This window comes from Janibacter endophyticus (genome assembly GCF_016888335.1).
In the GTDB taxonomy this organism is placed as follows: Bacteria; Actinomycetota; Actinomycetes; order Actinomycetales; family Dermatophilaceae; genus Marihabitans; species Marihabitans endophyticum.
This window is the reverse complement of the sequence record NZ_JAFEJG010000004.1, coordinates 2,030,861-2,051,695: the sequence shown is the minus strand read 5'-3', so window position 1 is coordinate 2,051,695 and position 20,835 is coordinate 2,030,861. Positions and strand designations below refer to the sequence as shown.

General features: G+C 72.2%; 22 protein-coding genes. 17 read left to right on the top strand and 5 right to left on the bottom strand.

From position 1 onward, the window contains the following. Positions 1-115: 115 nt before the first annotated feature. On the top strand, positions 116-1,069 hold the full coding sequence (locus JNO54_RS09920) for a heme o synthase (RefSeq protein ID WP_307818157.1): 954 nt from the start codon (positions 116-118) through the stop codon (positions 1,067-1,069). Here JNO54_RS09920 and JNO54_RS09915 read toward each other — a convergent pair. From JNO54_RS09915 to JNO54_RS09905, 3 genes are all read right to left on the bottom strand, one after another. Beyond that, positions 1,062-1,994 (bottom strand): COX15/CtaA family protein, encoded by a 933-nt coding sequence (locus JNO54_RS09915; protein ID WP_204143754.1) that lies wholly within the window; start codon positions 1,992-1,994, stop codon positions 1,062-1,064. The two genes, JNO54_RS09920 and JNO54_RS09915, sit on opposite strands and share 8 nt — an antisense overlap. A 126-nt stretch (positions 1,995-2,120) precedes the next feature. Continuing rightward, entirely contained in the window at positions 2,121-2,882 is a 762-nt protein-coding gene (locus JNO54_RS09910) for an ABC transporter permease (RefSeq protein WP_204143753.1), read from the bottom strand. After that, on the bottom strand, positions 2,879-3,586 hold the full coding sequence (locus JNO54_RS09905; protein WP_204143752.1) for an ABC transporter ATP-binding protein: 708 nt from the start codon (positions 3,584-3,586) through the stop codon (positions 2,879-2,881). The genes JNO54_RS09910 and JNO54_RS09905 overlap by 4 nt, the downstream gene beginning before the upstream one ends. An 89-nt stretch (positions 3,587-3,675) precedes the next feature. Between JNO54_RS09905 and JNO54_RS09900 the strand changes: the two genes are divergently transcribed. From JNO54_RS09900 to JNO54_RS09860, 9 genes are read left to right on the top strand one after another with little or no spacing between them, the layout of a single operon-like run. Continuing rightward, positions 3,676-4,431 carry a helix-turn-helix transcriptional regulator gene (locus JNO54_RS09900; RefSeq protein WP_204143751.1) on the top strand — a complete coding sequence of 252 codons (756 nt, stop codon included), beginning with the start codon at positions 3,676-3,678 and terminating at the stop codon, positions 4,429-4,431. Beyond that, positions 4,428-5,849 (top strand): Fe-S cluster assembly protein SufB, encoded by a 1,422-nt coding sequence (sufB, locus tag JNO54_RS09895; RefSeq protein WP_204143750.1) that lies wholly within the window; start codon positions 4,428-4,430, stop codon positions 5,847-5,849. Before JNO54_RS09900 ends, sufB begins: the two co-directional genes overlap by 4 nt. Then, positions 5,849-7,030, top strand: coding sequence for a Fe-S cluster assembly protein SufD (gene sufD / locus JNO54_RS09890; protein WP_204143749.1), 1,182 nt, complete (start codon positions 5,849-5,851; stop codon positions 7,028-7,030). Before sufB ends, sufD begins: the two co-directional genes overlap by 1 nt. After that, positions 7,027-7,377 carry a non-heme iron oxygenase ferredoxin subunit gene (locus tag JNO54_RS09885; RefSeq protein ID WP_204143748.1) on the top strand — a complete coding sequence of 117 codons (351 nt, stop codon included), beginning with the start codon at positions 7,027-7,029 and terminating at the stop codon, positions 7,375-7,377. The genes sufD and JNO54_RS09885 overlap by 4 nt, the downstream gene beginning before the upstream one ends. Before the next feature lie 46 nt (positions 7,378-7,423). Next, the gene (gene sufC / locus JNO54_RS09880; RefSeq protein ID WP_204143747.1) at positions 7,424-8,182 is read left to right on the top strand and encodes a Fe-S cluster assembly ATPase SufC; all 759 of its coding nucleotides are present in this window, start codon (positions 7,424-7,426) and stop codon (positions 8,180-8,182) included. Continuing rightward, on the top strand, positions 8,182-9,504 hold the full coding sequence (locus tag JNO54_RS09875; RefSeq protein WP_204143746.1) for an aminotransferase class V-fold PLP-dependent enzyme: 1,323 nt from the start codon (positions 8,182-8,184) through the stop codon (positions 9,502-9,504). The genes sufC and JNO54_RS09875 overlap by 1 nt, the downstream gene beginning before the upstream one ends. After that, positions 9,504-9,971: a Fe-S cluster assembly sulfur transfer protein SufU gene (gene sufU / locus JNO54_RS09870; protein ID WP_204143745.1), complete on the top strand. Its 468-nt coding sequence runs from the start codon at positions 9,504-9,506 to the stop codon at positions 9,969-9,971. Before JNO54_RS09875 ends, sufU begins: the two co-directional genes overlap by 1 nt. Further along, complete coding sequence (locus tag JNO54_RS09865; protein WP_204143744.1) at positions 9,968-10,294, top strand: metal-sulfur cluster assembly factor; 327 nt, start codon at positions 9,968-9,970, stop codon at positions 10,292-10,294. The genes sufU and JNO54_RS09865 overlap by 4 nt, the downstream gene beginning before the upstream one ends. Positions 10,295-10,313: 19 nt before the next feature. Next, positions 10,314-10,850, top strand: a complete 537-nt coding sequence (locus tag JNO54_RS09860; protein WP_204143743.1) for an acVLRF1 family peptidyl-tRNA hydrolase — start codon at positions 10,314-10,316, stop codon at positions 10,848-10,850. A 3-nt stretch (positions 10,851-10,853) separates the two neighbouring features. On the opposite strand, the gene ypfJ is transcribed toward JNO54_RS09860, so the two are convergent. Further along, positions 10,854-11,774: a KPN_02809 family neutral zinc metallopeptidase gene (gene ypfJ, locus JNO54_RS09855; RefSeq protein ID WP_204143742.1), complete on the bottom strand. Its 921-nt coding sequence runs from the start codon at positions 11,772-11,774 to the stop codon at positions 10,854-10,856. 147 nt (positions 11,775-11,921) lie between these two features. Here ypfJ and JNO54_RS09850 point away from each other — a divergent pair, with 147 nt between their 5' ends. The 7 genes from JNO54_RS09850 (at position 11,922) to JNO54_RS09820 (ending at position 19,984) form a co-directional block, all read left to right on the top strand. After that, positions 11,922-13,520, top strand: a complete 1,599-nt coding sequence (locus tag JNO54_RS09850; RefSeq protein WP_204143741.1) for an ABC-F family ATP-binding cassette domain-containing protein — start codon at positions 11,922-11,924, stop codon at positions 13,518-13,520. Between the two features lie 61 nt (positions 13,521-13,581). Next, positions 13,582-15,249 (top strand): nitrite/sulfite reductase, encoded by a 1,668-nt coding sequence (locus tag JNO54_RS09845; protein WP_307818156.1) that lies wholly within the window; start codon positions 13,582-13,584, stop codon positions 15,247-15,249. Continuing rightward, positions 15,246-15,419, top strand: coding sequence for a hypothetical protein (locus JNO54_RS09840; protein WP_204143740.1), 174 nt, complete (start codon positions 15,246-15,248; stop codon positions 15,417-15,419). Before JNO54_RS09845 ends, JNO54_RS09840 begins: the two co-directional genes overlap by 4 nt. Further along, the gene (locus JNO54_RS09835) at positions 15,416-16,141 is read left to right on the top strand and encodes a phosphoadenylyl-sulfate reductase (RefSeq protein WP_204143739.1); all 726 of its coding nucleotides are present in this window, start codon (positions 15,416-15,418) and stop codon (positions 16,139-16,141) included. The genes JNO54_RS09840 and JNO54_RS09835 overlap by 4 nt, the downstream gene beginning before the upstream one ends. Further along, a complete protein-coding gene (gene cobA, locus JNO54_RS09830) occupies positions 16,138-17,412 on the top strand; it encodes a uroporphyrinogen-III C-methyltransferase (protein ID WP_204143738.1) in 1,275 nt (424 codons plus the stop codon). The genes JNO54_RS09835 and cobA overlap by 4 nt, the downstream gene beginning before the upstream one ends. Next, complete coding sequence (locus tag JNO54_RS09825) at positions 17,409-18,113, top strand: sirohydrochlorin chelatase (protein WP_204143737.1); 705 nt, start codon at positions 17,409-17,411, stop codon at positions 18,111-18,113. Before cobA ends, JNO54_RS09825 begins: the two co-directional genes overlap by 4 nt. A gap of 23 nt (positions 18,114-18,136) precedes the next feature. After that, complete coding sequence (locus JNO54_RS09820; protein WP_204144653.1) at positions 18,137-19,984, top strand: ABC transporter ATP-binding protein; 1,848 nt, start codon at positions 18,137-18,139, stop codon at positions 19,982-19,984. 8 nt (positions 19,985-19,992) lie between these two features. Here JNO54_RS09820 and JNO54_RS09815 read toward each other — a convergent pair whose 3' ends face one another. Then, positions 19,993-20,778: an SURF1 family cytochrome oxidase biogenesis protein gene (locus JNO54_RS09815; protein WP_233703225.1), complete on the bottom strand. Its 786-nt coding sequence runs from the start codon at positions 20,776-20,778 to the stop codon at positions 19,993-19,995. Positions 20,779-20,835 lie beyond the last annotated feature (57 nt).

The following is a 20,835-nucleotide window of genomic DNA, read 5'->3' as shown; positions in this document are numbered from 1 at the left end:
AGGGTTGAGGGGGCACGTCGTCGCCAGCCTAGACCGGCTGGCGCGAGCGGTGGGAGGTGCGCCGACGCCTGGCGATACGATGTGGGGACTGCCCGCCCCCTGCCCCGAGGAACTCGTGACGACGATCGACCGGCCGACCGTGCCCGCGTCGGCGACGGAGCACACCTGGCGTCGCACGGTGGCGGCCTACGTCGTGCTCACCAAGCCCCGCATCATCGAGCTGCTGCTCGTGACGACGGTGCCCGTGATGTTCCTGGCCCAGCGGGGCCTGCCGAGCCTGTGGCTCGTCCTCGCGACCCTCGTCGGCGGCTCGCTGAGCGCCGGCGCGGCCAACACCTTCAACATGGTCTACGACCGGGACATCGACGCGAAGATGCACCGGACCGAGAACCGTCCGCTCGTCACCGGCGAGATCAGCCCACGGGCGGCGACGACCTTCGGCCTCGTCCTCACGGCCGTCTCGACGGTGTGGCTGTGGCTGCTCGTCAACCCGCTGTCGGCGCTGCTCTCGCTCGGCGCGATCCTGCTCTACGCCGTCGGCTACACGATGATCCTCAAGCGCCGCACGGCGCAGAACATCGTGTGGGGCGGCATCGCCGGCTGCATGCCGACGCTCATCGGCTGGTCGGCGGTCCGCAACGAGGTCGGCTGGCCCGCGGTCATCCTCTTCCTCGTGATCTTCTTCTGGACGCCGCCGCACTACTGGCCGCTGTCCATGCGCTTCACCGAGGACTACGCGCGCGCGGGTGTCCCGATGGCCCCCGTGGTCCAGGAGCAGACGACGGTCGCGAAGCAGATCGTCGCGTACTCGTGGGTGATGGTCGCGACCTCGCTCGTGCTCGTGCCGGTCGCCGGCATGGGGTGGATCTACCTCGTCGCCGCGCTGGCGTCAGGTGCGCTCTTCCTCGCCGAGGCGCACCGCCTCATGGGGGCCGCCAAGGCCGGTGCCGCGCAGTCGGTGCTCAAGCCGATGCGCCTCTTCCACTTCTCGATCACCTACGTCTCGCTGCTCTTCCTCGGAGTGGCGATCGACCCGCTCCTTCACCTGCCGCTGCCCGGCCTCAGCTGACGCTCCTGCGGCTGAGCACCATCGCCCGCGTGATCGTCACGACGAGCAGCGAGGCGAGCAGCATGTGCGCGAGGACGAGCACCTCGGGCAGGTCGAGGAAGTACTGCGTGTAGCCAACGAGCCCCTGCGCGGCGGTGACGGCGGCGACCCAGCCCCAGGCCTGGCCGGGGACCTCGGTGCGGCCGGAGATCCGGGCACCGATCCACACGGCGATCACCAGGCCGGCGAAGAGCATGACCGTGTCGGCGTGCAGCCAGGACATCGCGCGCGGGTCCAGCCCGGTGCGGGCCGGCGTGTCGGCGTCGCCCGAGTGCGGGCCGGACCCGGTGACGATCGTGCCGAGGACGAGGACGACGCCGGCGAGCACGCAGACCGCGAGGCTGGCCTGGTGCACGAGCGGGTGCACGATCACCTCGCGGCGCCCGGCCGGCTCCCGCTCGCGGAAGATCAGCCAGGTGGCGACGGCCACGAGCGCGGCCGAGCAGAGGAAGTGGAAGGCGACGATCCACGGGTTGAGCCCGGTGAGCACGGTGATCCCGCCGACGATCGCCTGCGCGGCGATCCCCGCGAGGACGCCCCAGGCACCCAGCTGGAGGTCACGGCGGTCGCGGGCCCAGCGGTAGAGCGCCCAGATGAGGGCGAGCGCCACGAGGCCGAGCACACCGGTGAGGGTCCGGTTGCCGAACTCGATGAGCTTGTGGATGCCCTCCTCCTGCTCCACCGTCGGCACGTAGGAGCCGGGGACGCACTGCGGCCACGTCGGGCAGCCGAGCCCGCTGCCGGTGAGCCGGACGAGCCCGCCGGTGACGATGATCCCGACCTGGCAGACGAGGTTGATGATGAGCAGGCGGCGCAGCCACGGGTGCGTGTCGCCCGGGCGGCTGGCGGGGGCTGCAGTGCGTTCGGCGGAGGGGGTGGTCGACACCCCTCAACGGTACGGCGTGCCCGACACCACCCCACGAGGTGGTCCGGGCCGCAGGGGGACCTGAGTGCCATGGGCGAAGGGAGATCCGCGCGGTCCGCGACCCGTCGCGCCGTCTGCGCCGAGGGTTCAGTCGCTCCAGCGGAAGGTGCGGGCCGCGAGCACCGTCGCCGCCGCCGCCCACACGACGAGCACGAGCCAGGGGAGCAGCGGCAGGCCGCCGTGGAGCAGGGGCTCGCGCAGGCCGTCGCCGAGTGCCGCGGACGGCAGCCAGCGCACGACGGCGTCGGCCGACGCGTGCAGCGCGGTCGCCGGGATGACGACACCGCCGACGGCCAGCAGCAGCACCCAGACGAGGTTGGCCAGCGCGAGCACGGCCTCGGCGCGCAGGACCCCGGCCAGCGCCAGCGCGAGGGCGACGAAGCACCACGTGCCGAGGGCCAGGGTGAGGATCGCCACGGGCAGCCAGGCGAGCTGCGGGCGCCAGCCCATGGCGACCGCGACGGCGGCGAGGACCGCGAGCTGGAGGACGAGGACGGCGGCGACCGCCACCCCCTTCGCCGCGAGCAGGCCGCCGCGACCCAGCGGGGTCGTCCCGAGGTAGCGCAGCACCCCGTAGCGCCGGTCGAAGCCGGTCTGGATCGCCTGCCCGGTGAAGGCCGTGCTCATGACGACGAGGCCGAGGACGCCCGGCGCGACGACGTCGATGCGCTCGTGCTCGCCGAGGTCGGGGAAGGGCGCGAGCGTCAGCCCGACGAGGGTCATGAGCGGCAGGATGATCGAGACGAGCATCTGCTCGCCGTTGCGCAGGAGGATGCCGGCCTCGAAGCGGGCCTGGGCCAGGACCCTCCCGGCGAAGGGGGCAGCCGTCGTCGTCGTGGCGGTGGTCATCGGTCGCCTCCGGTGAGGGCGAAGTAGGTCCGCTCGAGGCTGCCGCCGTCGACGAGCTCGTCGGTCGGGGCATCGGCGACGACGCGGCCGCGGTGCATGATGACGATCCGCCGGGCCAGCCGCTCGGCCTCCTCGAAGGAGTGGGTCGTCACGACGACCGCGGCACCACGCTCGGCCTGCTCCTGCACGATCCGCCACACGTCGAGCCGCGCGTGCGGGTCGAGGCCGGCGCTCGGCTCGTCGAGGAAGGCGACGTCGGGGGAGTGGAGCAGGGCGGCGGCCAGGGCGACCCGCTGGCGCTGGCCCCCCGAGAGACGGCGGACCGGGGTCCGGCCGAAGGTCTCGATGTCGAGCTCGCGCACCAGCCGCTCGCCGAGGCCGGGACCCTCGGTCAAGGACGCGAGGTGCCGCAGGAGGCGCAGGGGCGAGACGCTCTGCGGGAGGCCGCCGTCCTGGAGCATGACCCCGACCCGGGCGCGGTGGTCGGCATCCGCGCGGTGGGGGTCGACGCCGAGGACGCGGACGGTGCCGCCGTCGGGGCGCTGGAGGCCCTCGAGGCACTCGATCGTCGTCGTCTTGCCGGCGCCGTTGGGGCCGAGGACGCAGGTGATCTCGCCGGCCCGGGCGCTCCAGGTGGCACCGTCGACCGCGAGCGTGCTGCCGAAGACCCGGCGCAGGTCGCGTACCTCGACAGCCTCGCTCACGAGCGGCGAGTCTAGGTGGGGGCGCCGCGGTCTCTTGGTAAGGGTGCCCTTCCTTTGTCATCCCGCGCGCATTTACGTAACGTTGCCGTGTGGTTAATGTTCGCCGCGCCGGCCAGGCGCCCGACCTCGGCACCGCCGAGACGGATCCGCGCACCCGAGACCGGGTGCTCGCGGCGGTCAGCCAGCACGGCCCGATCTCCGCGGCCAGGATCGCCGCGGACCTCGGCCTCACCCCGCCCGGCGTGCGCCGTCACCTCGACCAGCTCGCCGCCGACGGCGTCGTCGAGGACCGCGAGCCCGCCGCCGGCAAGCGCGGCCGCGGCCGCCCCGCCCGCGAGTGGGTCGTCACCGAGGCCGGTCACGACGTGCTCCCCGCGGGCTACGACGTGCTCGCCGCGGACGCAGTCCGCTTCCTGCGCGAGGCCGCCGGCGACGACGCCGTCACCGACTTCGCCCGCAGCCGCGTCGCGCGTCTCGAGGAGCGCTACGCCGACGAGATCGACGCCGCGGGCGAGGACCCCGCGGCCCGGACAGAGGCGCTCGTTGCCGCGCTGCGGCGCGACGGCTACGCCGCCACCGCCCGCCCCGTCGGGGCCGGTGGCCTCACCGGCGTCCAGCTGTGCCAGGGTCACTGCCCGGTGCAGCACGTGGCCTCGGAGTTCCCCGAGCTGTGCGATGCCGAGACCGAGGCGTTCTCCCGCCTCCTCGGCGTCCACGTCCAACGGCTGGCCACCCTCGCGCAGGGTGACCACGTCTGCACGACCTTCGTCCCCACCCCCTCGCCCGCACCACCCCCTTCGTCCACCCACCGTCCACCGACCACCAGAGAGAGGCGCTCGCGATGACCACGAACATCGAAGACCTCAACCCAGGCCTGAAGGACATCGGCCGCTACGAGTACGGCTGGGCCGACTCCGACACCGCCGGCGCCTCCGCGCAGCGTGGTCTGAGCCAGGCCGTCGTCGACGACATCTCGGCGCGCAAGAACGAGCCCGAGTGGATGCTCGCGCTGCGCCGCAAGGCCCTCGGCCTCTTCGACAAGAAGCCCATGCCGAGCTGGGGCAGCGACCTCACCGGCATCGACTTCCAGAACATCAAGTACTTCGTGAAGTCCACGGAGAAGCAGGCCACCAGCTGGGAGGACCTGCCCGAGGACATCAAGAACACCTACGACCGGCTCGGCATCCCCGAGGCGGAGAAGCAGCGCCTCGTCGCCGGCGTCGCCGCGCAGTACGAGTCGGAGGTCGTCTACCACCAGATCCGTGAGGACCTGGAGGAGAAGGGCGTCATCTTCGTCGACACCGACACCGGCCTGCGCGAGCACGAGGACCTCTTCCGCGAGTACTTCGGCACCGTGATCCCGGCCGGCGACAATAAGTTCTCCGCGCTCAACACGGCCGTGTGGTCCGGCGGCTCCTTCATCTACGTCCCGCCGGGCGTGCACGTCGACATCCCGCTCCAGGCCTACTTCCGCATCAACACGGAGAACATGGGCCAGTTCGAGCGGACGCTGATCATCGCCGACGAGGGCTCCTACGTCCACTACGTCGAGGGCTGCACCGCCCCGATCTACAAGACCGACTCGCTGCACTCCGCGGTCGTCGAGATCGTCGTGAAGAAGAACGCCCGCGTGCGGTACACGACGATCCAGAACTGGTCGAACAACGTGTACAACCTCGTGACCAAGCGCACCACGGTCGCCGAGGGCGGCACGATGGAGTGGGTCGACGGCAACATCGGCTCCAAGGTGACGATGAAGTACCCGGCCTGCTTCCTCATGGGGGAGCACGCGAAGGGGGAGACCCTCTCGATCGCCTTCGCCGGCGAGGGCCAGCACCAGGACGCCGGGGCCAAGATGGTCCACGCCGCGCCGAACACGTCGAGCTCGATCGTCAGCAAGTCCGTCGCCCGCGGTGGCGGCCGGACCTCGTACCGGGGCCTCATCCAGGTCCTCGAGGGCGCGACCGGCTCGAAGAGCTCGGTCGTCTGCGACGCGCTGCTCGTCGACACGATCAGCCGCTCCGACACCTACCCCTACGTCGACGTCCGTGAGGACGACGTGCAGATGGGCCACGAGGCGACCGTCTCGAAGGTCTCCGACGACCAGCTCTTCTACCTCATGTCCCGCGGGATGAGCGAGGAGGAGGCGATGGCGATGATCGTGCGCGGCTTCGTCGAGCCGATCGCCAAGGAGCTGCCGATGGAGTACGCCCTCGAGCTGAACCGCCTCATCGAGCTGCAGATGGAAGGAGCCGTCGGCTGATGAGCCTGCTGACGCAGAACCCGGGCCAGCAGGCCCACACCCACAGTGCCGAGGCCTTCGTGCCGGACCAGTCGCGCGCCGAGCGGACGCAGTCCTACGACGTCGCCGACTTCCCGCTGCCCTCGGGCCGCGAGGAGGACTGGCGCTTCACCCCCGTCGGTGACCTGTCCGCGATCCTCGCGGACGAGGCCACGGGCGAGTGCCTCGAGTGGGAGGAGTCGCTGCCGCAGGGCGTGACCCTCTCGACGATGAGCGTCGAGGACTGGCGCGCGCTCGACCTGCCCAAGCCGTCCGACCGCGCCGCGGTCCTCGCCGCCGCGCACAGCGGTGGCGTGGCCGTCATCGACGTGCCGGCCGAGGCCGAGCTCACCGAGCCGGTGCGCGTCCGCCTCACCGGCGCGGACGACAAGGTCGTCCACGGGCACGTCCTCGTGCGCGTCGGCCGCTTCGCCCGCGCGACGGTCATCGTCGAGCACGCCGGCTCTGCCCGCTACACCGAGCAGCTCACCGTCGTCACCGGCGACGGCGCCGACGTCACCCTCGTCACGACCCAGGAGTGGGACGACACCGCCCAGCACCTCGGCCAGCACGACGTCGTCGTCGGCCGCGACGCCCGCGTGCGGCACATCGCCATCACCCTCGGCGGCGGGGTCGTCCGGCTGAGCACCAACGCGACCTACGCGGGGCCCGGCGGGTCCTTCGAGGGTCTCGGCGTGTACTTCGCCGACGCCGGCCAGCACCTCGAGCACCGGCTCTTCGTCGACCACGAGGCGCCGCACTGCAAGAGCAACGTCGAGTACAAGGGCGCCCTCCAGGGCGAGACCGCCCGCTCGGTCTGGGTCGGCGACGTCCTCATCCGCGCGGCCGCCGAGGGCACCGACACCTACGAGCTCAACCGCAACCTCGTGCTCACCGACGGCGCCCGCGCCGACTCGGTGCCGAACCTCGAGATCGAGACCGGCGAGATCGAGGGGGCAGGGCACGCGTCCACGACCGGGCGCTTCGACGACCTGCACCTCTTCTACCTCATGTCCCGGGGCATCCCCGAGGACGAGGCCCGTCGTCTCGTCGTCCGCGGCTTCTTCGCGAGCATCGTCCAGCGCGTCGGCCTGCCCGAGGTCACCGAGCGGATCATGGCGGCCATCGACGGCGAGCTGGCGGGCGTGGAGCTCGCCCGATGACGGCGCAGCCCCAGAGCGCCTACGGCGAGCCGGTCCACGTCTGCCACGAGGGCGACCTGCCCGCGGTCGGCGCGGCCCAGGCCCAGATCGAGGGCCGCCTCGTCGCGATCGTGCGCACCGAAGACGGCGAGATCCACGCCATCGACGACACCTGCACGCACGCCAACGTCTCGCTCGCCGAGGGTGAGCTCACCGGCTGCATGCTCGAGTGCTGGCTCCACGGCTCGGTCTTCGACGTCCGCACCGGCGACCCCGCCAACCTCCCCGCGACGGTCCCCGTGGCCGTCCACCAGGTCACCGTCGACGACGCGGGCGAGGTCTACGTCGCCCTCGCCGCCGGCCGCTGACCCGCCAGACATCCCCCCTTCGCAGAAGAGAAGTGAGAGACACCAGATGAGCACGCTCGAGATCCGCGACCTGCACGTCAGCGTCGACACCGAGGACGGCCCCAAGGAGATCCTCAAGGGCGTCACGCTGACCATCAACAGCGGCGAGACCCACGCGATCATGGGCCCCAACGGGTCCGGCAAGTCCACCCTCGCCTACTCGATCGCCGGTCACCCCAAGTACACCGTGACCTCCGGCACCGTCACCCTCGACGGCGAGGACGTCCTCGCGATGTCCGTCGACGAGCGGGCCCGCGCCGGGCTCTTCCTCGCGATGCAGTACCCCGTCGAGGTCCCCGGCGTGACGGTGAGCAACTTCCTCCGCACTGCCAAGACCGCGATCTCCGGCGAGGCCCCCAAGCTGCGCACGTGGGTCAAGGACGTCAAGGGCGCCATGGAGGGCCTGAAGATGGACGCGGCCTTCGCCGAGCGCAACGTCAACGAGGGCTTCTCCGGCGGTGAGAAGAAGCGCCACGAGATCCTCCAGATGGAGCTCCTCGAGCCGAAGTTCGCCGTCCTCGACGAGACCGACTCCGGCCTCGACGTCGACGCGCTACGGGTCGTCTCCGAGGGCGTCAACCGCGCCAAGGAGTCCACCGGCGCCGGTGTCCTCCTCATCACCCACTACACGCGGATCCTGCGCTACATCCAGCCGCAGCACGTCCACGTCTTCGTCGACGGCAAGATCGCCGAGCAGGGCGGCCCCGAGCTCGCCGACGACCTCGAGGCCAACGGCTACGACCGCTTCGTCACCGCGGGGGCCTGATGAGCGCAGACCTGCTCGCCGAGGAGGAGCTGGCCGCGATCCGCGGCCAGTTCCCCATCCTCGCGCGCACGGTCCGCGACGCCCGGGCGCTGGACTACCTCGACTCGGGCGCGACCTCGCACAAGCCGCTGCTCGTCCTCGACGCCGAGCGCGAGTTCCTCACGACGGCCAACTCGGCCCCGCACCGCGGGGCCCACGCGCTCTCCGAGGAGGCCACCGAGGCCTACGAGGACGCGCGGGCGACCGTGGCCCGCTTCATCGGCGCCGACGACGACGAGATCGTCTTCACGAAGAACGCGACCGAGGCGCTCAACCTCGTCGCCTACGCCTTCAGCAACAGCGCGTGGAGCGACCTGCCGGGTCACGAGCGATTCCTCCTCGGCCCCGGCGACGAGGTGCTCGTCACCGAGATGGAGCACCACGCCAACCTCGTGCCGTGGCAGGAGCTGTGCCGCCGCACCGGCGCGACGCTGCGCTGGCTCGGCGTCACCGACGAGGGCCGGCTCGACCTCTCTGACCTCGACGAGCTGCTCACCGAGCGGACCAAGGTCGTCGCGCTGACCCACGTGAGCAACGTCCTCGGCACGGTGAACCCGGTCCGAGAGGTCGCCGACGCCGCGCACGCCGTCGGCGCGCTCGTCGTCGTCGACGCCTGCCAGTCGGCGCCGCACCTGCGGCTCGACGTCGGCACGCTCGGCGCGGACTTCCTCGCGTTCTCCGGGCACAAGGTCTACGGCCCGTCCGGCATCGGGGTGCTCTGGGGGCGGCGTGAGCTGCTCGCGGGCATGCCGCCCTTCATCACCGGCGGCTCGATGATCGAGACGGTCCACATGGAGCGCTCGACGTACGCCCCGCCACCGACCCGATTCGAGGCGGGCGTGCCGATGACGAGCCAGGCCGTCGGCCTCGCCGCCGCGCTGCGCTGGGTGGACGACATCGGTCTCGACCGGATCGCCTCGCACGAGCAGGCCCTGACCCGGCTCGTCCTCGACGGGCTCGCCGCCCGGCCGTGGGTGCGGGTGCTCGGCCCGACCGACCTCGTCCACCGCGGCGCCGCCATCGCCTTCGATGTCGAGGGCGTGCACGCCCACGACGTCGGCCAGATCCTCGACGACTCCGGTGTCGCGGTCCGCGTCGGCCACCACTGCGCGTGGCCGCTGCACCGCCGCCTCGGCGTCACCGCCTCGGCCCGGGTCTCGCTCGCCGTCTACAACACCCCGGCCGAGATCGAGACCTTCTTCGCCGCGCTCGACCGGATCCCGACGATCTTCGGGCTCGACGTCGACACCCCCCACCCGACGTCAGAGAAGGACGACGCCTGATGGACCTCTACCAGGAGCTCATCCTCGAGCACAGCAAGCGCCCCCACGGCGCCGGGCTGCGCGAGGGGCACGATGCGCAGGTGCACCACGTCAACCCGACGTGCGGCGACGAGGTGACCCTGCGGGTCCACCTCGACGGCACCGGGCCCGACGCGACGATCTCCGACATCTCCTACGACGCCACCGGCTGCTCGATCTCGACGGCCTCGACCTCGATCCTCGCGACCGAGGTCACCGGCGAGGACGTCGCGCACGCGCTGCGCACCCACGCGGCGATGCGGGAGATGCTCACGAGCAAGGGGGAGGACCCCGGCGACGAGGAGGTCATCGGCGACGGCGTCGCCCTGGCCGGCGTCGCGAAGTACCCGGCGCGCGTCAAGTGCGCGCTCCTCGGCTGGATGGCCCTGACCGACGCGCTGGCCCAGGCCGGCGTCGACCTCGCTGCGAGCGAAGGAGAGCAGAAGTGACCGATACCCAGACCCCCGCCAACGTCGCGGACGTCGAGGAGGCCCTGCGCGACGTCGTCGACCCCGAGCTCGGGATCAACGTCGTCGACCTCGGCCTCGTCTACGGCATCACCGTCGACCCGCAGAACCACGCGGTCGTCGACATGACCCTCACCTCGGCGGCCTGCCCGCTCACCGACGTCATCGAGGACCAGGTCGCCCAGGCGGTCGAGGACCTCGTCGCCGGCCACCGGATCAACTGGGTCTGGATGCCGCCGTGGGGCCCGGACAAGATCACCGACGACGGCCGCGAGCAGCTGCGCGCCCTCGGCTTCAACATCTGACCCGGCCGGGGACGCAGGGGTGAGCGCGGCGCGCGTCGTCGAGGTCGCCCCCTCGCGCTACCCGGCCTGGCGCGCCCGTTTCGAGCAGCGCAACGCGGACGTCCAGGATCCCCAGCGGGTCGTCGCGGTCGGGACCTTCGACCACGACCCGCTGGGGATCGTGCTGCTCCGGCGCGGTGGGTACGCCGTCGGCCGTGCGGTCGGTGGCGAGCTGGTCGAGTCCAAGGTCGGGACCGCCCACGTCCAGGGGCGGACGAAGAAGGGCGGCTGGAGCCAGCAGCGGTACGCACGACGGCGCGGCCACCAGACCGACGAGGTCGTCGAGCGCGCGCGGGAGATGGTCGTGCAGATCCTGCTCCCCACGCTCCCAGCGGGGCTCGGCGTCGGCGGGGACCGCCGGCTCGTCGCCGAGCTCCTCGAGGACCCGCGGCTGGCACCCCTTCGGGAGCTGCCGCGGCGCGAGCTCTACGACCTGCCCGACCCGACCCGGCAGGTCCTCGAGACGGCGCTGACCCGCACCGTGGCGGTGCGGGTCAGCATCCTGGATCCGGGCTAGCGCTCAGACGTTCTCAGGGTCCCGCACCTCGAAGGTGTCGCACTCGTTGAGGCTCTGCCCCTGGTAGCCCTTGAGGAACCACGTCTGGCGGGCCCGGGACGATCCGTGCGTCCACTGGTCGGGGTTGACCCCGCCGCCGGAGCGCCGCTGGATCGTGTCGTCACCGACCGACTTGGCCGCCGAGAGCGCATCCCGGATCTCCTGCTCGGACGGCTCCTTGAGCAGCGCGTTGCCGTCCTTGTCCGTGGTCTGGCTCGCGTGACGGACCCACATGCCCGCCATGCAGTCGGCCATGAGCTCGACCCGGACCGCACCCGAGTCGGGGCCCTTCGGGTCCTTCTGCGACTCCTCGAGGATGCCGTAGAGGTTCTGGATGTGGTGGCCGTACTCGTGGGCGAGGACGTAGAGCTGGGCGAGCGGCTTGTTCTCCGCGCCGAGCTGCTGCTCCATCGTCTGGAAGAAGTCCGGGTCGATGAAGATCGACTCGTCGAGCGGGCAGTAGAAGGGGCCGATCTGGTTGCTCGCCGTGCCGCACCGGGACTGGGTCACCCCGGAGTAGATGACTGTCTTCGCGGGCCCGCGGAACTGGGCGCCGGCCTGCTCGAGGTCCCGCGCGAGGTCCGGTTGGCTCTTCCAGTACCCGTTGAGGCTGTTCTCGCCCCCGACCATGCGGCAGTCGTCGTACTTGTTCGCGTCCGCGCCGGTCCTGCAGTGCTCGAAGTCGTTGCCCCCCTGCGCCTGGCCCCCCTGGCCCGGCGCGGAGGGGTCGTCACCGCCGGGCAGACCTCCGCCGAAGAAGAGGCTGAGGACGAGGACGATGAGGCCCAGGAGTCCACCCCCAGCCACGACCGGACCGCGTCCTCCGCCACCACCCCCGCCACCCATCCGTGAGGTGTCGAGCGAGGCGTTGTCGTTGAAGCTCATGCTGGAGGTGCCTCCGAGTGCCGGGGCGGCGCCGCTGTGCCGGCGACCGCCCGCCGATTGTCCGCATTAGACTAACTGCCTGCACCGCCCGGGCGAGATGAACGAGCACCCCAGGCCACACCCCTTCGTCCCCTCGCCAGGAGAGCCATGATCACCGCCACGTCCGTCGAGCTGCGAGCCGGCTCTCGCATCCTCCTCGAGGACGCGAGCTTCCGGGTCGCGGCCGGCGACCGGGTCGGTCTCGTCGGGCGCAACGGCGCCGGCAAGACGACGCTCACCAAGGTCATCGCGGGCCAGGCCCAGGCGGCCTCGGGCACCGTCCACTCCGGCGGCGAGGTGGGCTACCTGCCGCAGGACCCGCGCACCGGTGACCTGACGATCACCGCCCGGCAGCGGATCCTCTCGGCCCGCGGGCTGGACACGATCGTCACCGAGCGCTCGCTCGCCGAGAAGCGGATGGCCAGCGCCGACCCGGAGACGATGGAGAAGGCGATGCGGGCCTACTCGCGGCTCGACGCAGAGTTCGACGCCGCCGGCGGGTACGCGGCCGAGTCCGAGGCCGGCTCGATCGCCCAGGCCCTGGGGATCGAGACCCATCGGATGGACCAGCCGCTCGAGACCCTCTCCGGCGGTCAGCGCCGCCGGGTCGAGCTCGCCCGGATCCTCTTCAGCGGGGCCGAGACGCTTCTGCTCGACGAGCCGACGAACCACCTCGATGCGGACTCGATCGTCTGGCTGCGCGACCACCTCAAGGGCTACAAGGGCGGGCTGATCATCATCAGCCACGACGTCGACCTGCTCGAGGTCGTCGTCAACCGGGTCTTCCACCTCGACGCGAACCGGTGCGAGCTCGACCAGTACAACATGGGCTGGCGGGCCTACCTGCAGGCCCGCGAGACCGACGAGCGGCGCCGCAAGCGAGAGCTCGCCAACGCGCAGAAGAAGGCCGGCGCCCTCATGGAGCAGGCGGAGAAGATGCGCGCCAAGGCGACCAAGGCGGTCGCTGCTCAGCAGATGATCCGGCGGGCCGAGCGGATGCTCGCGGGGGTCGAGGGGGAGCGGACCCAGGACAAGGTCGCCAAGCTGCGCTTCCCTGATCCCGCACCCTGCGGCAAGACCCCGCTGCGCGCGACCGGGCTCTCCCGGAGCTACGGCAGCCAGGAGATCTTCACCGACGTCGACCTCGCGATCGACCGCGGGAGCAGGGTCGTCGTGCTCGGTCTCAACGGCGCGGGCAAGACGACGCTGCTGCGCATGCTCGCCGGGGTCGACGCCCCCGACACCGGGCAGGTCGAGCCCGGCCACGGGCTCAAGCTCGGCTACTACGCCCAGGAGCACGAGAACCTCGACGTCGAGCGATCCGTCCTCGACAACATGAAGTCGGCGGCCCCCGAGCTCGGCGAGACCGACGTGCGCAAGGTGCTCGGCTCCTTCCTCTTCTCCGGCGAGGACGTGGAGAAGCCGGCGGGGGTGCTCTCCGGCGGTGAGAAGACCAGGCTGTCCCTGGCTCTGCTCGTCGTGAGCAGCGCCAACGTGCTGCTCCTCGACGAGCCGACGAACAACCTCGACCCCGCGAGCCGTGAGGAGATCCTCGGTGCGCTCTCGACGTACAAGGGGGCGGTCGTCCTCGTGACGCACGACGAGGGGGCGGTCGACGCCCTCCAGCCGGAGCGGATCCTCCTGCTGCCCGACGGCGTCGAGGACCTCTGGGGCGCGGACTACCGCGACCTCGTCTCGCTCGCCTGACCGATCTCCGAAATATAAGACAGCGTTATGGAATCCATAACGAGACATCTACGATGCGTCCGTGACTGTCTCGACCCGACCCGAGCGACCGACCCGCACCAAGGCCACCGGTGCGTGGGCCGACGGTGACCGGACGCCGCTGAACCACAACGAGGCCTTCAAGCAGGAGGACGATGGGCTCAACGTCCGGCAGCGCATCCTCCAGACCTACTCCCGCGAGGGCTTCTCCTCGATCTCGCCGGACGACCTCAGCGGTCGGATGCGGTGGTGGGGGCTCTACACCCAGCGCCGGCAAGGGCTCGACGGCAGCCACACCGGCGAGGACGGGCTCGACGACGAGTACTTCATGATGCGCATCCGCTCCGACGGCGGCGCCCTCTCGACCGAGCAGCTGCGCACCGTCGCCGGCATCAGCGTCGATTTCGCCCGCGGGACCGCGGACATCTCCGACCGGCAGAACATCCAGCTCCACTGGATCCGCGTCGAGGACGTCCCGGAGATCTGGGCGCGCCTCGAGGCGGTCGGTCTCGGTTCGACCCAGGCGTGCGGCGACGTGCCCCGGGTCGTCCTCGGCTCGCCGGTCGCCGGCATCGCCGCCGACGAGGTCATCGACGGCTCCCCGGCCATCGAGGAGATCCTCACGAAGTACCTCGGCAGCCCGGAGTTCTCCAACCTGCCGCGCAAGTTCAAGACCGCGGTCTCCGGCAGCCCGAGCCTCGACGTCGCCCACGAGATCAACGACGTCTCCTTCGTCGGTGTCGAGCACCCTGAGCTCGGCCCGGGATTCGACCTCTGGGTCGGCGGCGGGCTCTCGACGAACCCGATGTTCGCCCAGCGGCTCGGCGCCTTCGTGAGACTCGAGGAGGTCGCCGAGGTCTGGGCCGGCGTCTGCGGGATCTTCCGCGACCACGGCTACCGCCGCCTGCGCAACCGGGCCCGGCTGAAGTTCCTCGTCGCCGACTGGGGGCCCGAGCGGTTCCGCGAGGTGCTCGAGCAGGACTACCTCGGCCGGTCGCTGCCCGACGGACCCGCGCCGCAGGCACCTGGCGCCCTGCGCCGTGACCACGTTGGGGTCCACCCGCAGCAGGACGGCAAGGTCTGGGTCGGCGTCGCCGCGATCGGGGGGCGGGTGACCGGCGAGATCCTGCACGCCGTGGCCGACGCGGCGCAGGCCGCCGGCTCGCAGCGCATCCGGCTCACGCCGCACCAGAAGCTGCTCGTCCTCGACGTCGAGCCCCACGCCGCCGAGACCCTCGTGAGCACCCTCGACGGGCTCGGCCTCCCGGCCCGCCCGAGCGAGTGGCGCCGCGGGGTCATGGCATGCACGGGGATCGAGTTCTGCAAGCTGGCGCTCACCGAGACCAAGGCACGGGCCCGCTGGACCGTCGAGGAGCTCGAGCGTCGCCTGCCCGAGATGGACGTCCCCTTCTCGATCCACGTCAACGGTTGCCCGAACTCGTGCGCCCGGACCCAGACCGCCGACATCGGCCTCAAGGGCATGGTGGCGAAGGGGGAGGACGGCCAGGTCGTCGAGCTCTTCCAGGTCCACCTGGGCGGCTCGCTCGGGGCGGAGACGACGCTCGCCCGCAAGACGCGCGCACTCAAGGTCCCCGCCGAGGAGCTGCCAGACTACATCGAGCGGGTCGCTCGCACCTACCTCGCCCAGCGCGAGCAGGGCGAGTCCTTCGCCTCCTGGGCGCACCGGGCCGACGAGGAGGACGTGCGATGAGCGCCAAGCCGATCTACCACTGCCCCTTCTGCGCCGAGGAGGACCTGCGGCCGGTCGAGGAGCCGCGCGGCGCGTGGGCCTGCGGGTCGTGCGTGCGCGTCTTCTCGGTGACGCTGCACCGCACCGACCTCGCCGAGGCGGGCCCGGTGACGCGGGAGGAGCAGCGATGAGCGTGCTCGACGAGACGACGACCCGCGAGGTGACCGAGCGCTTCGCGGCGCTCGAGGCCGAGCGTGGCCAGACCTACGAGGGGCGGGTCGAGCTGGCCCGCGAGGCCTTGCGCTGGGCGCACGAGACCTTCGGCGACCAGCTGACGACCGCGAGCTCGATGGGCGACGAGGTGCTCGTCCACCTGCTCGGGACCACGCTCACGGACGCCGACGTCTTCTTCCTCGACACCGGCTACCACTTCGCCGAGACGCTCGGCACGCGGGACGCCTACGAGGCGATGCTGCCGGTGCGGATCCGCACGATCCTGCCGCTGCTCACCGTGCCCGAGCAGGACGCCGAGCACGGGCCGCGGCTGCACGACCGCGACCCGAACCTGTGCTGCGCGATCCGCAAGGTCGAGCCGCTCAACCGCGCGCTCGAGGACAAGGACGCCTGGGTCACCGGCATGCGCCGCGAGGACGCGCCGACCCGCACCGACATCGAGCTCGTCGGCTGGGACGACAAGCGCTCCATGCTCAAGCTCAACCCGATCGCCGGCTGGACGCAGGACGACGTCGATCGCTATGTCGAGGAGCACGGGGTCTTCCTCAACCCGCTGCGGCAGAGCGGTTACGCCTCCATCGGCTGCGCGCCGTGCACCCGGCCGGTCGCCGAGGGCGAGGACCCTCGCGCCGGCCGCTGGTCGGGCAGCGACAAGGTCGAGTGCGGCCTGCACACGTGAGCGGCGACGCCTACCCCCTGAGCCTGGACCTCACTGACCGACTCGTCCTCGTCGTGGGCGGCGGCTCGGTCGCGGTCCGCAAGGCCCGCGCCTGCCTCGAGGCGGGCGCCCGGGTCCTCGTCGTGGCCCTCGACCTCGCCGACGAGAGCCTGGGTGGCGAGAGCGCCGTGAGCTGGGTCTGCCGGGGCTGGGACGCGGCGTCCCTTGACGACCTGACCGAGCGGGTCTGGCTCGCTCATACGGCCACCGGCGACCCCGCGGTCGACGACGCGGTCGCCGCCTGGGCGGACGAGGCAGGCGTCTGGTGCGTCCGGGCCGACGATGCCGCCCGCTCCCGCGCGTGGAACCCCGCCGTCGTCCGTGGCGACGGCCCGGCCGAGGGCGTCACCGTCGCCGTCACCGGAGGAGCCGACCCCCGCCGCTCGACCCGGCTGCGCGACGCCATCAGGGCCCGCCTGGCCGCCGGCGACCTGCCCGTGGCCCGCACCCGCCGTCCCGCAGGGACGAAGGGGGAGACCCCCACCATCGGCCGCGTCGCCCTCGTCGGCGGTGGACCGGGCGCCCCCGACCTCATCACCGTGCGCGGGCGGCACCTGCTCGCCCAGGCCGACGTCGTCGTCACTGACCGGCTCGGACCCGTCCAGCTGCTCGACACCCTCGGCAGCCACGTAGAGGTCGTCGACGTCGGCAAGCACCGGGACCGGCACCCCGTGCCCCAGGACCAGATCAACGCGATCCTCGTCGACCGGGCCCAGCGAGGACTCTTCGTCGTCCGGCTCAAGGGGGGCGACCCCTTCGTCCTCGGGCGGGGGGGAGAGGAGGCGCTGCACTGCGCCGCGCACGGGATCCCCGTCGAGGTGGTGCCGGGCATCACGAGCGCGGTCGCGGTCCCCGCCGCCGCGGGCATCCCCGTGACGCACCGCGGCGTGACCACCTCCTTCGTCGTCGCGAGCGGCCACGACGGCGCCGGCCCCGCCCTCGACGGGCTGCGTGACGCGCCGCAGGACGCGACCCTGGTCCTCCTCATGGGGGTGAGCGCCCTCGCGAGCGCGGCCGAGCGGATCGTCGCCGCCGGGCGCAGCCCGCAGACGCCGGTCGCCATCGTCGAGCGCGGCTGGATGGAGGGGCAGCGGGTCACCCACACGACGCTCGCGGCGGCCGCCGCCGACGCGCAGGCCGCCGGGGTGCAGGCACCCGCCGTCATCGTCGTCGGCGAGGTCGTCACCGTGCCGGAGCAGGTCGCGCGGCTCCTGGCAGACTCCACCGGGTGAGACCCGCCGTCGTCCTCCTCGCCCACGGGTCGCCCGACCCCCGACACCGGGACGCGATCGAGGCCCAGGCGGAGCGGCTGCGCGCCCAGCGAGGCGCCGACGTGCGCTGCGCCTACCTCGAGACCGACGACCCCTCCCCGGCGACCCTCGGGGCGGGACTGAGCGGTGAGGTCGTCGCCGTCCCCATGCTCGTCACACCCGCGTACCACGCACGCGTCGACGTCCCGGCCGCCACGCGCGACCTCGCGGCCGGGGGAGCGGCAGTCACCGTCACCGACTCGCTCGGCCCGGACCCGCTCCTGCTCGACGCCTGCCGCGAGCGGCTCACCGAGCACGGGCTCCCCGCGGACCGCGTCCTCCTCGTCGCCGGAGGCAGCTCCGACGGACAGGCTGCCGCCACCCTCGCCGGCCTGCTCGCCGACCACGGTCCGGCCGGCTGGTCCTCGACCACCCTCGCGGAGGTGGCCCCCGCCACCGCGGGCCTCCACGTCTCCGGCCCACCCGTCGTCATCCCCTTCGTCCTCGCCGAAGGGGTGCTCCACGACAAGGTGGCCGTCCTCGCCGACCGGCTCGGGTGCCGTGCCGCCCCGGGAGGGCTGCTCGGCACCGACGCCCTCGACGCCCTCGTGGCCCGCCGTGCGGGAATGCCTGCCGACGACCCGCGGTTGTCGCCCGGGGACCACCGGGAGGCAGGCACGTGAGCCAGACGAACGGCTGGGCGCTCATGCGCTCGATGACCAAGGGCGAGGGGATCAAGGACGTCACGCTGCCGCAGGGCACCGGACGCCGGGTCCTCGGCTACGCCCGCGGGATGCGCGGCCTCATCACCGGCTTCCTCGTCCTCGTCGCCATCTCGTCGATGACGGTCGTCGCGCCGCCGCTGCTCCTCCAGCGGCTCGTCGACGACGGCGTGACCCCGGGGGACCGGCAGGTCGTCACGACCCTCGCGCTGCTCGTCGCCGCGGTAGCCGTCGTCGAGGCCGTGACGACCCTGATGCAGCGCTGGCTCTCCAGCCGGATCGGCGAGGGGCTGATCTACCGGCTGCGCACGCAGGTCTTCGCGCACGTGCTCGGTCAGCCGATCGCCTTCTTCAGCCGCGCCCAGACCGGCGCGCTCGTCTCCCGGCTCAACAACGACGTCATCGGGGCGCAGCAGGCCTTCACGACGGTGCTCTCGAGCGTCGTGAGCAACGCGATCTCGCTCGTCCTCATCGTCGGTGCGATGGCCTCGCTGTCGTGGCAGCTCACCCTCGCCTCGCTCGCCCTCGTGCCCGTCTTCCTCGTCCCTGGCCGGTTCATGGGGCGCCGGCTCGCCGGGCTGACCGGGGAGCAGATGTCGCTCAACGCCGACCTCGGCACGCAGATGACGGAGCGCTTCAACGTCGGTGGCGCGTTGCTCGTCAAGCTCTTCGGCCACCCCACCCGCGAGCACGCCGAGTACGACACCCGCGCCGCCCGGGTGCGCGACATCGGGGTGCGGATCGCGCTCAACCGCAGCGTCTTCATGGTGCTGCTCACGCTCGTCGCCTCGCTCGCGACCGCGATGGTCTACGGCGTCGGTGGGCTCATGGCCGTCGAGGGCGGGCTGACCGTCGGCACCCTGCTCGCGCTGGCCGCGCTGCTCGCCCGGCTCTACGGCCCGCTCACGGCGATCAGCAACGTCCGGATCGACATCATGACGGCCCTGGTCTCCTTCGCCCGGCTCTTCGAGGTGCTCGACCTGCGCAGCACGGTCGTCGAGGCTCCGGAGGCGCGGGCGCTGCCGACCGGCTCGGCGCTGGACGTCGAGCTCGACGACGTGACCTTCGCCTACCCCTCGGCCGACGAGATCTCGCTCGCCTCGCTCGAGGCCCGGGCCACGGGGGACCGGCTCGCCTCCGGGCCGATCCTCGAGCGGGTCTCCTTCACGGCACCCTCGGGCACGCTCACCGCGCTCGTCGGCCCGAGCGGCGCCGGCAAGACGACGCTCACCTCGCTCGTGGCGCGGCTCTACGACCCGACCGGTGGCGCCGTGCGCATCGGTGGCGTCGACCTGCGCGAGGCCCGGCTGGACTCCCTGCGCGACACCGTCGGCGTGGTCACCCAGGACGCCCACCTCTTCCACGACACGATCCGCGGCAACCTGCTCTTCGCCTGCCCGGACGCGACGGAGGAGCAGATGGTCGAGGCGCTGCGCGCCGCCCAGATCTGGCACCTCGTCGCGTCGCTGCCCTCGGGACTCGACACCGTCGTCGGCGACCGCGGCCACCGGCTCTCCGGTGGCGAGAAGCAGCGCCTGGCGATCGCCCGTCTCCTCCTCAAGGCCCCCGCCGTCGTCGTCCTCGACGAGGCCACGGCGCACCTCGACAGCGAGTCCGAGGCGGCGGTCCAGCGGGCCCTCGAGGTCGCCCTGACCGGTCGTACGTCGATCGTCATCGCGCACCGGCTGAGCACGATCCGGCAGGCCGACCAGATCCTCGTCGTCGACGCCGGGCGCATCGTCCAGCGGGGCACGCACCACGAGCTGCTCGCCGAGGGCGGCGTCTACGCCGACCTCTACCGGACCCAGTTCGCCGAGCCGGCGTCGACCTGAGGGACTGCTTAGCCGTCCTCCTCGTCCCAGACCCGGACCTTCTTGGGCCGCGGCGTGAAGGGCTCGGCGCCGCTGCGGTCGTGGGCCGGCGCGCTCGCGAGACGCTCGCGCTTCTCGCGACGAGCGGCGGCCCAGACGAAGCCGACGACAGCCGGCGGCACGAGCCACCACTGGATCGCGTACGCCAGGTGCGGGCCGATGCCGACGTCGGGCCGGTCGAGGTCGGCAGGGGTCTGCGCCGCGACGGGCGTCTCGGACTGGCGCACGACGTAACCGCCGAGCAGGCTCGTGCCGCCCCACTCCGCGGCGGCCTCCTGGAGGTTGATGCTCGACAGCTGCCCCTCGATGGGGTCACGGTCGAGCGAGGGCTCACCGAGCTTGACCCAGCCGGTGACGGTCACCGAGCCGCTCGGTGGCGTGGGAACGTCGGGGCGCACGGTGGCCCCCTGCGGGGAGTTCGGCACCCAGCCACGGTCGACGACGAGCACCGACCCGTCCTCGAGGGCGAGTCGACGGAGCACCTCGTAGCCGTAGACCCCGTCGCGGGGACGGTTGCGCACGAGGAGGTCGTCGGGCAGGTACTCGCCCCGCGCCTCGACGCGGGTCCACTCGCGGGCGAGGGGGACGGGCTCGGAGGTCAGCACCTCGGTGACCGGCACCGGATCTGCGGAGTAGTGCTGCTCGACCCGGTCCTTGCGCTCGGCCTTGGCCTCGTACCGGTCCCACTGCCAGCTTCCCAGCCACACGGAGGCAAGAACGACGACGAGCACGGCGGCACTGACCGCGAGCTTCATGAGACTCCTTCGCGTGGTCGACCAGCGACATGGCAGCGGGACCGCTGCTGCAGCCGT

Excerpts from the sequence above, each read along its gene's own strand:
- JNO54_RS09910 (WP_204143753.1), bottom strand. The coding sequence starts at position 2,882 with ATGACCACCGCCACGACGACGACGGCTGCCCCCTTCGCCGGGAGGGTC.
- sufB (WP_204143750.1), top strand. The coding sequence starts at position 4,428 with ATGACCACGAACATCGAAGACCTCAACCCAGGCCTGAAGGACATCGGC.
- sufD (WP_204143749.1), top strand. The coding sequence starts at position 5,849 with ATGAGCCTGCTGACGCAGAACCCGGGCCAGCAGGCCCACACCCACAGT.
- JNO54_RS09885 (WP_204143748.1), top strand. The coding sequence starts at position 7,027 with ATGACGGCGCAGCCCCAGAGCGCCTACGGCGAGCCGGTCCACGTCTGC.
- sufC (WP_204143747.1), top strand. The coding sequence starts at position 7,424 with ATGAGCACGCTCGAGATCCGCGACCTGCACGTCAGCGTCGACACCGAG.
- JNO54_RS09875 (WP_204143746.1), top strand. The coding sequence starts at position 8,182 with ATGAGCGCAGACCTGCTCGCCGAGGAGGAGCTGGCCGCGATCCGCGGC.
- sufU (WP_204143745.1), top strand. The coding sequence starts at position 9,504 with ATGGACCTCTACCAGGAGCTCATCCTCGAGCACAGCAAGCGCCCCCAC.
- ypfJ (WP_204143742.1), bottom strand. The coding sequence starts at position 11,774 with ATGAGCTTCAACGACAACGCCTCGCTCGACACCTCACGGATGGGTGGC.
- JNO54_RS09850 (WP_204143741.1), top strand. The coding sequence starts at position 11,922 with ATGATCACCGCCACGTCCGTCGAGCTGCGAGCCGGCTCTCGCATCCTC.
- JNO54_RS09840 (WP_204143740.1), top strand. The coding sequence starts at position 15,246 with ATGAGCGCCAAGCCGATCTACCACTGCCCCTTCTGCGCCGAGGAGGAC.
- JNO54_RS09835 (WP_204143739.1), top strand. The coding sequence starts at position 15,416 with ATGAGCGTGCTCGACGAGACGACGACCCGCGAGGTGACCGAGCGCTTC.
- JNO54_RS09820 (WP_204144653.1), top strand. The coding sequence starts at position 18,137 with ATGCGCTCGATGACCAAGGGCGAGGGGATCAAGGACGTCACGCTGCCG.
- JNO54_RS09815 (WP_233703225.1), bottom strand. The coding sequence starts at position 20,778 with ATGAAGCTCGCGGTCAGTGCCGCCGTGCTCGTCGTCGTTCTTGCCTCC.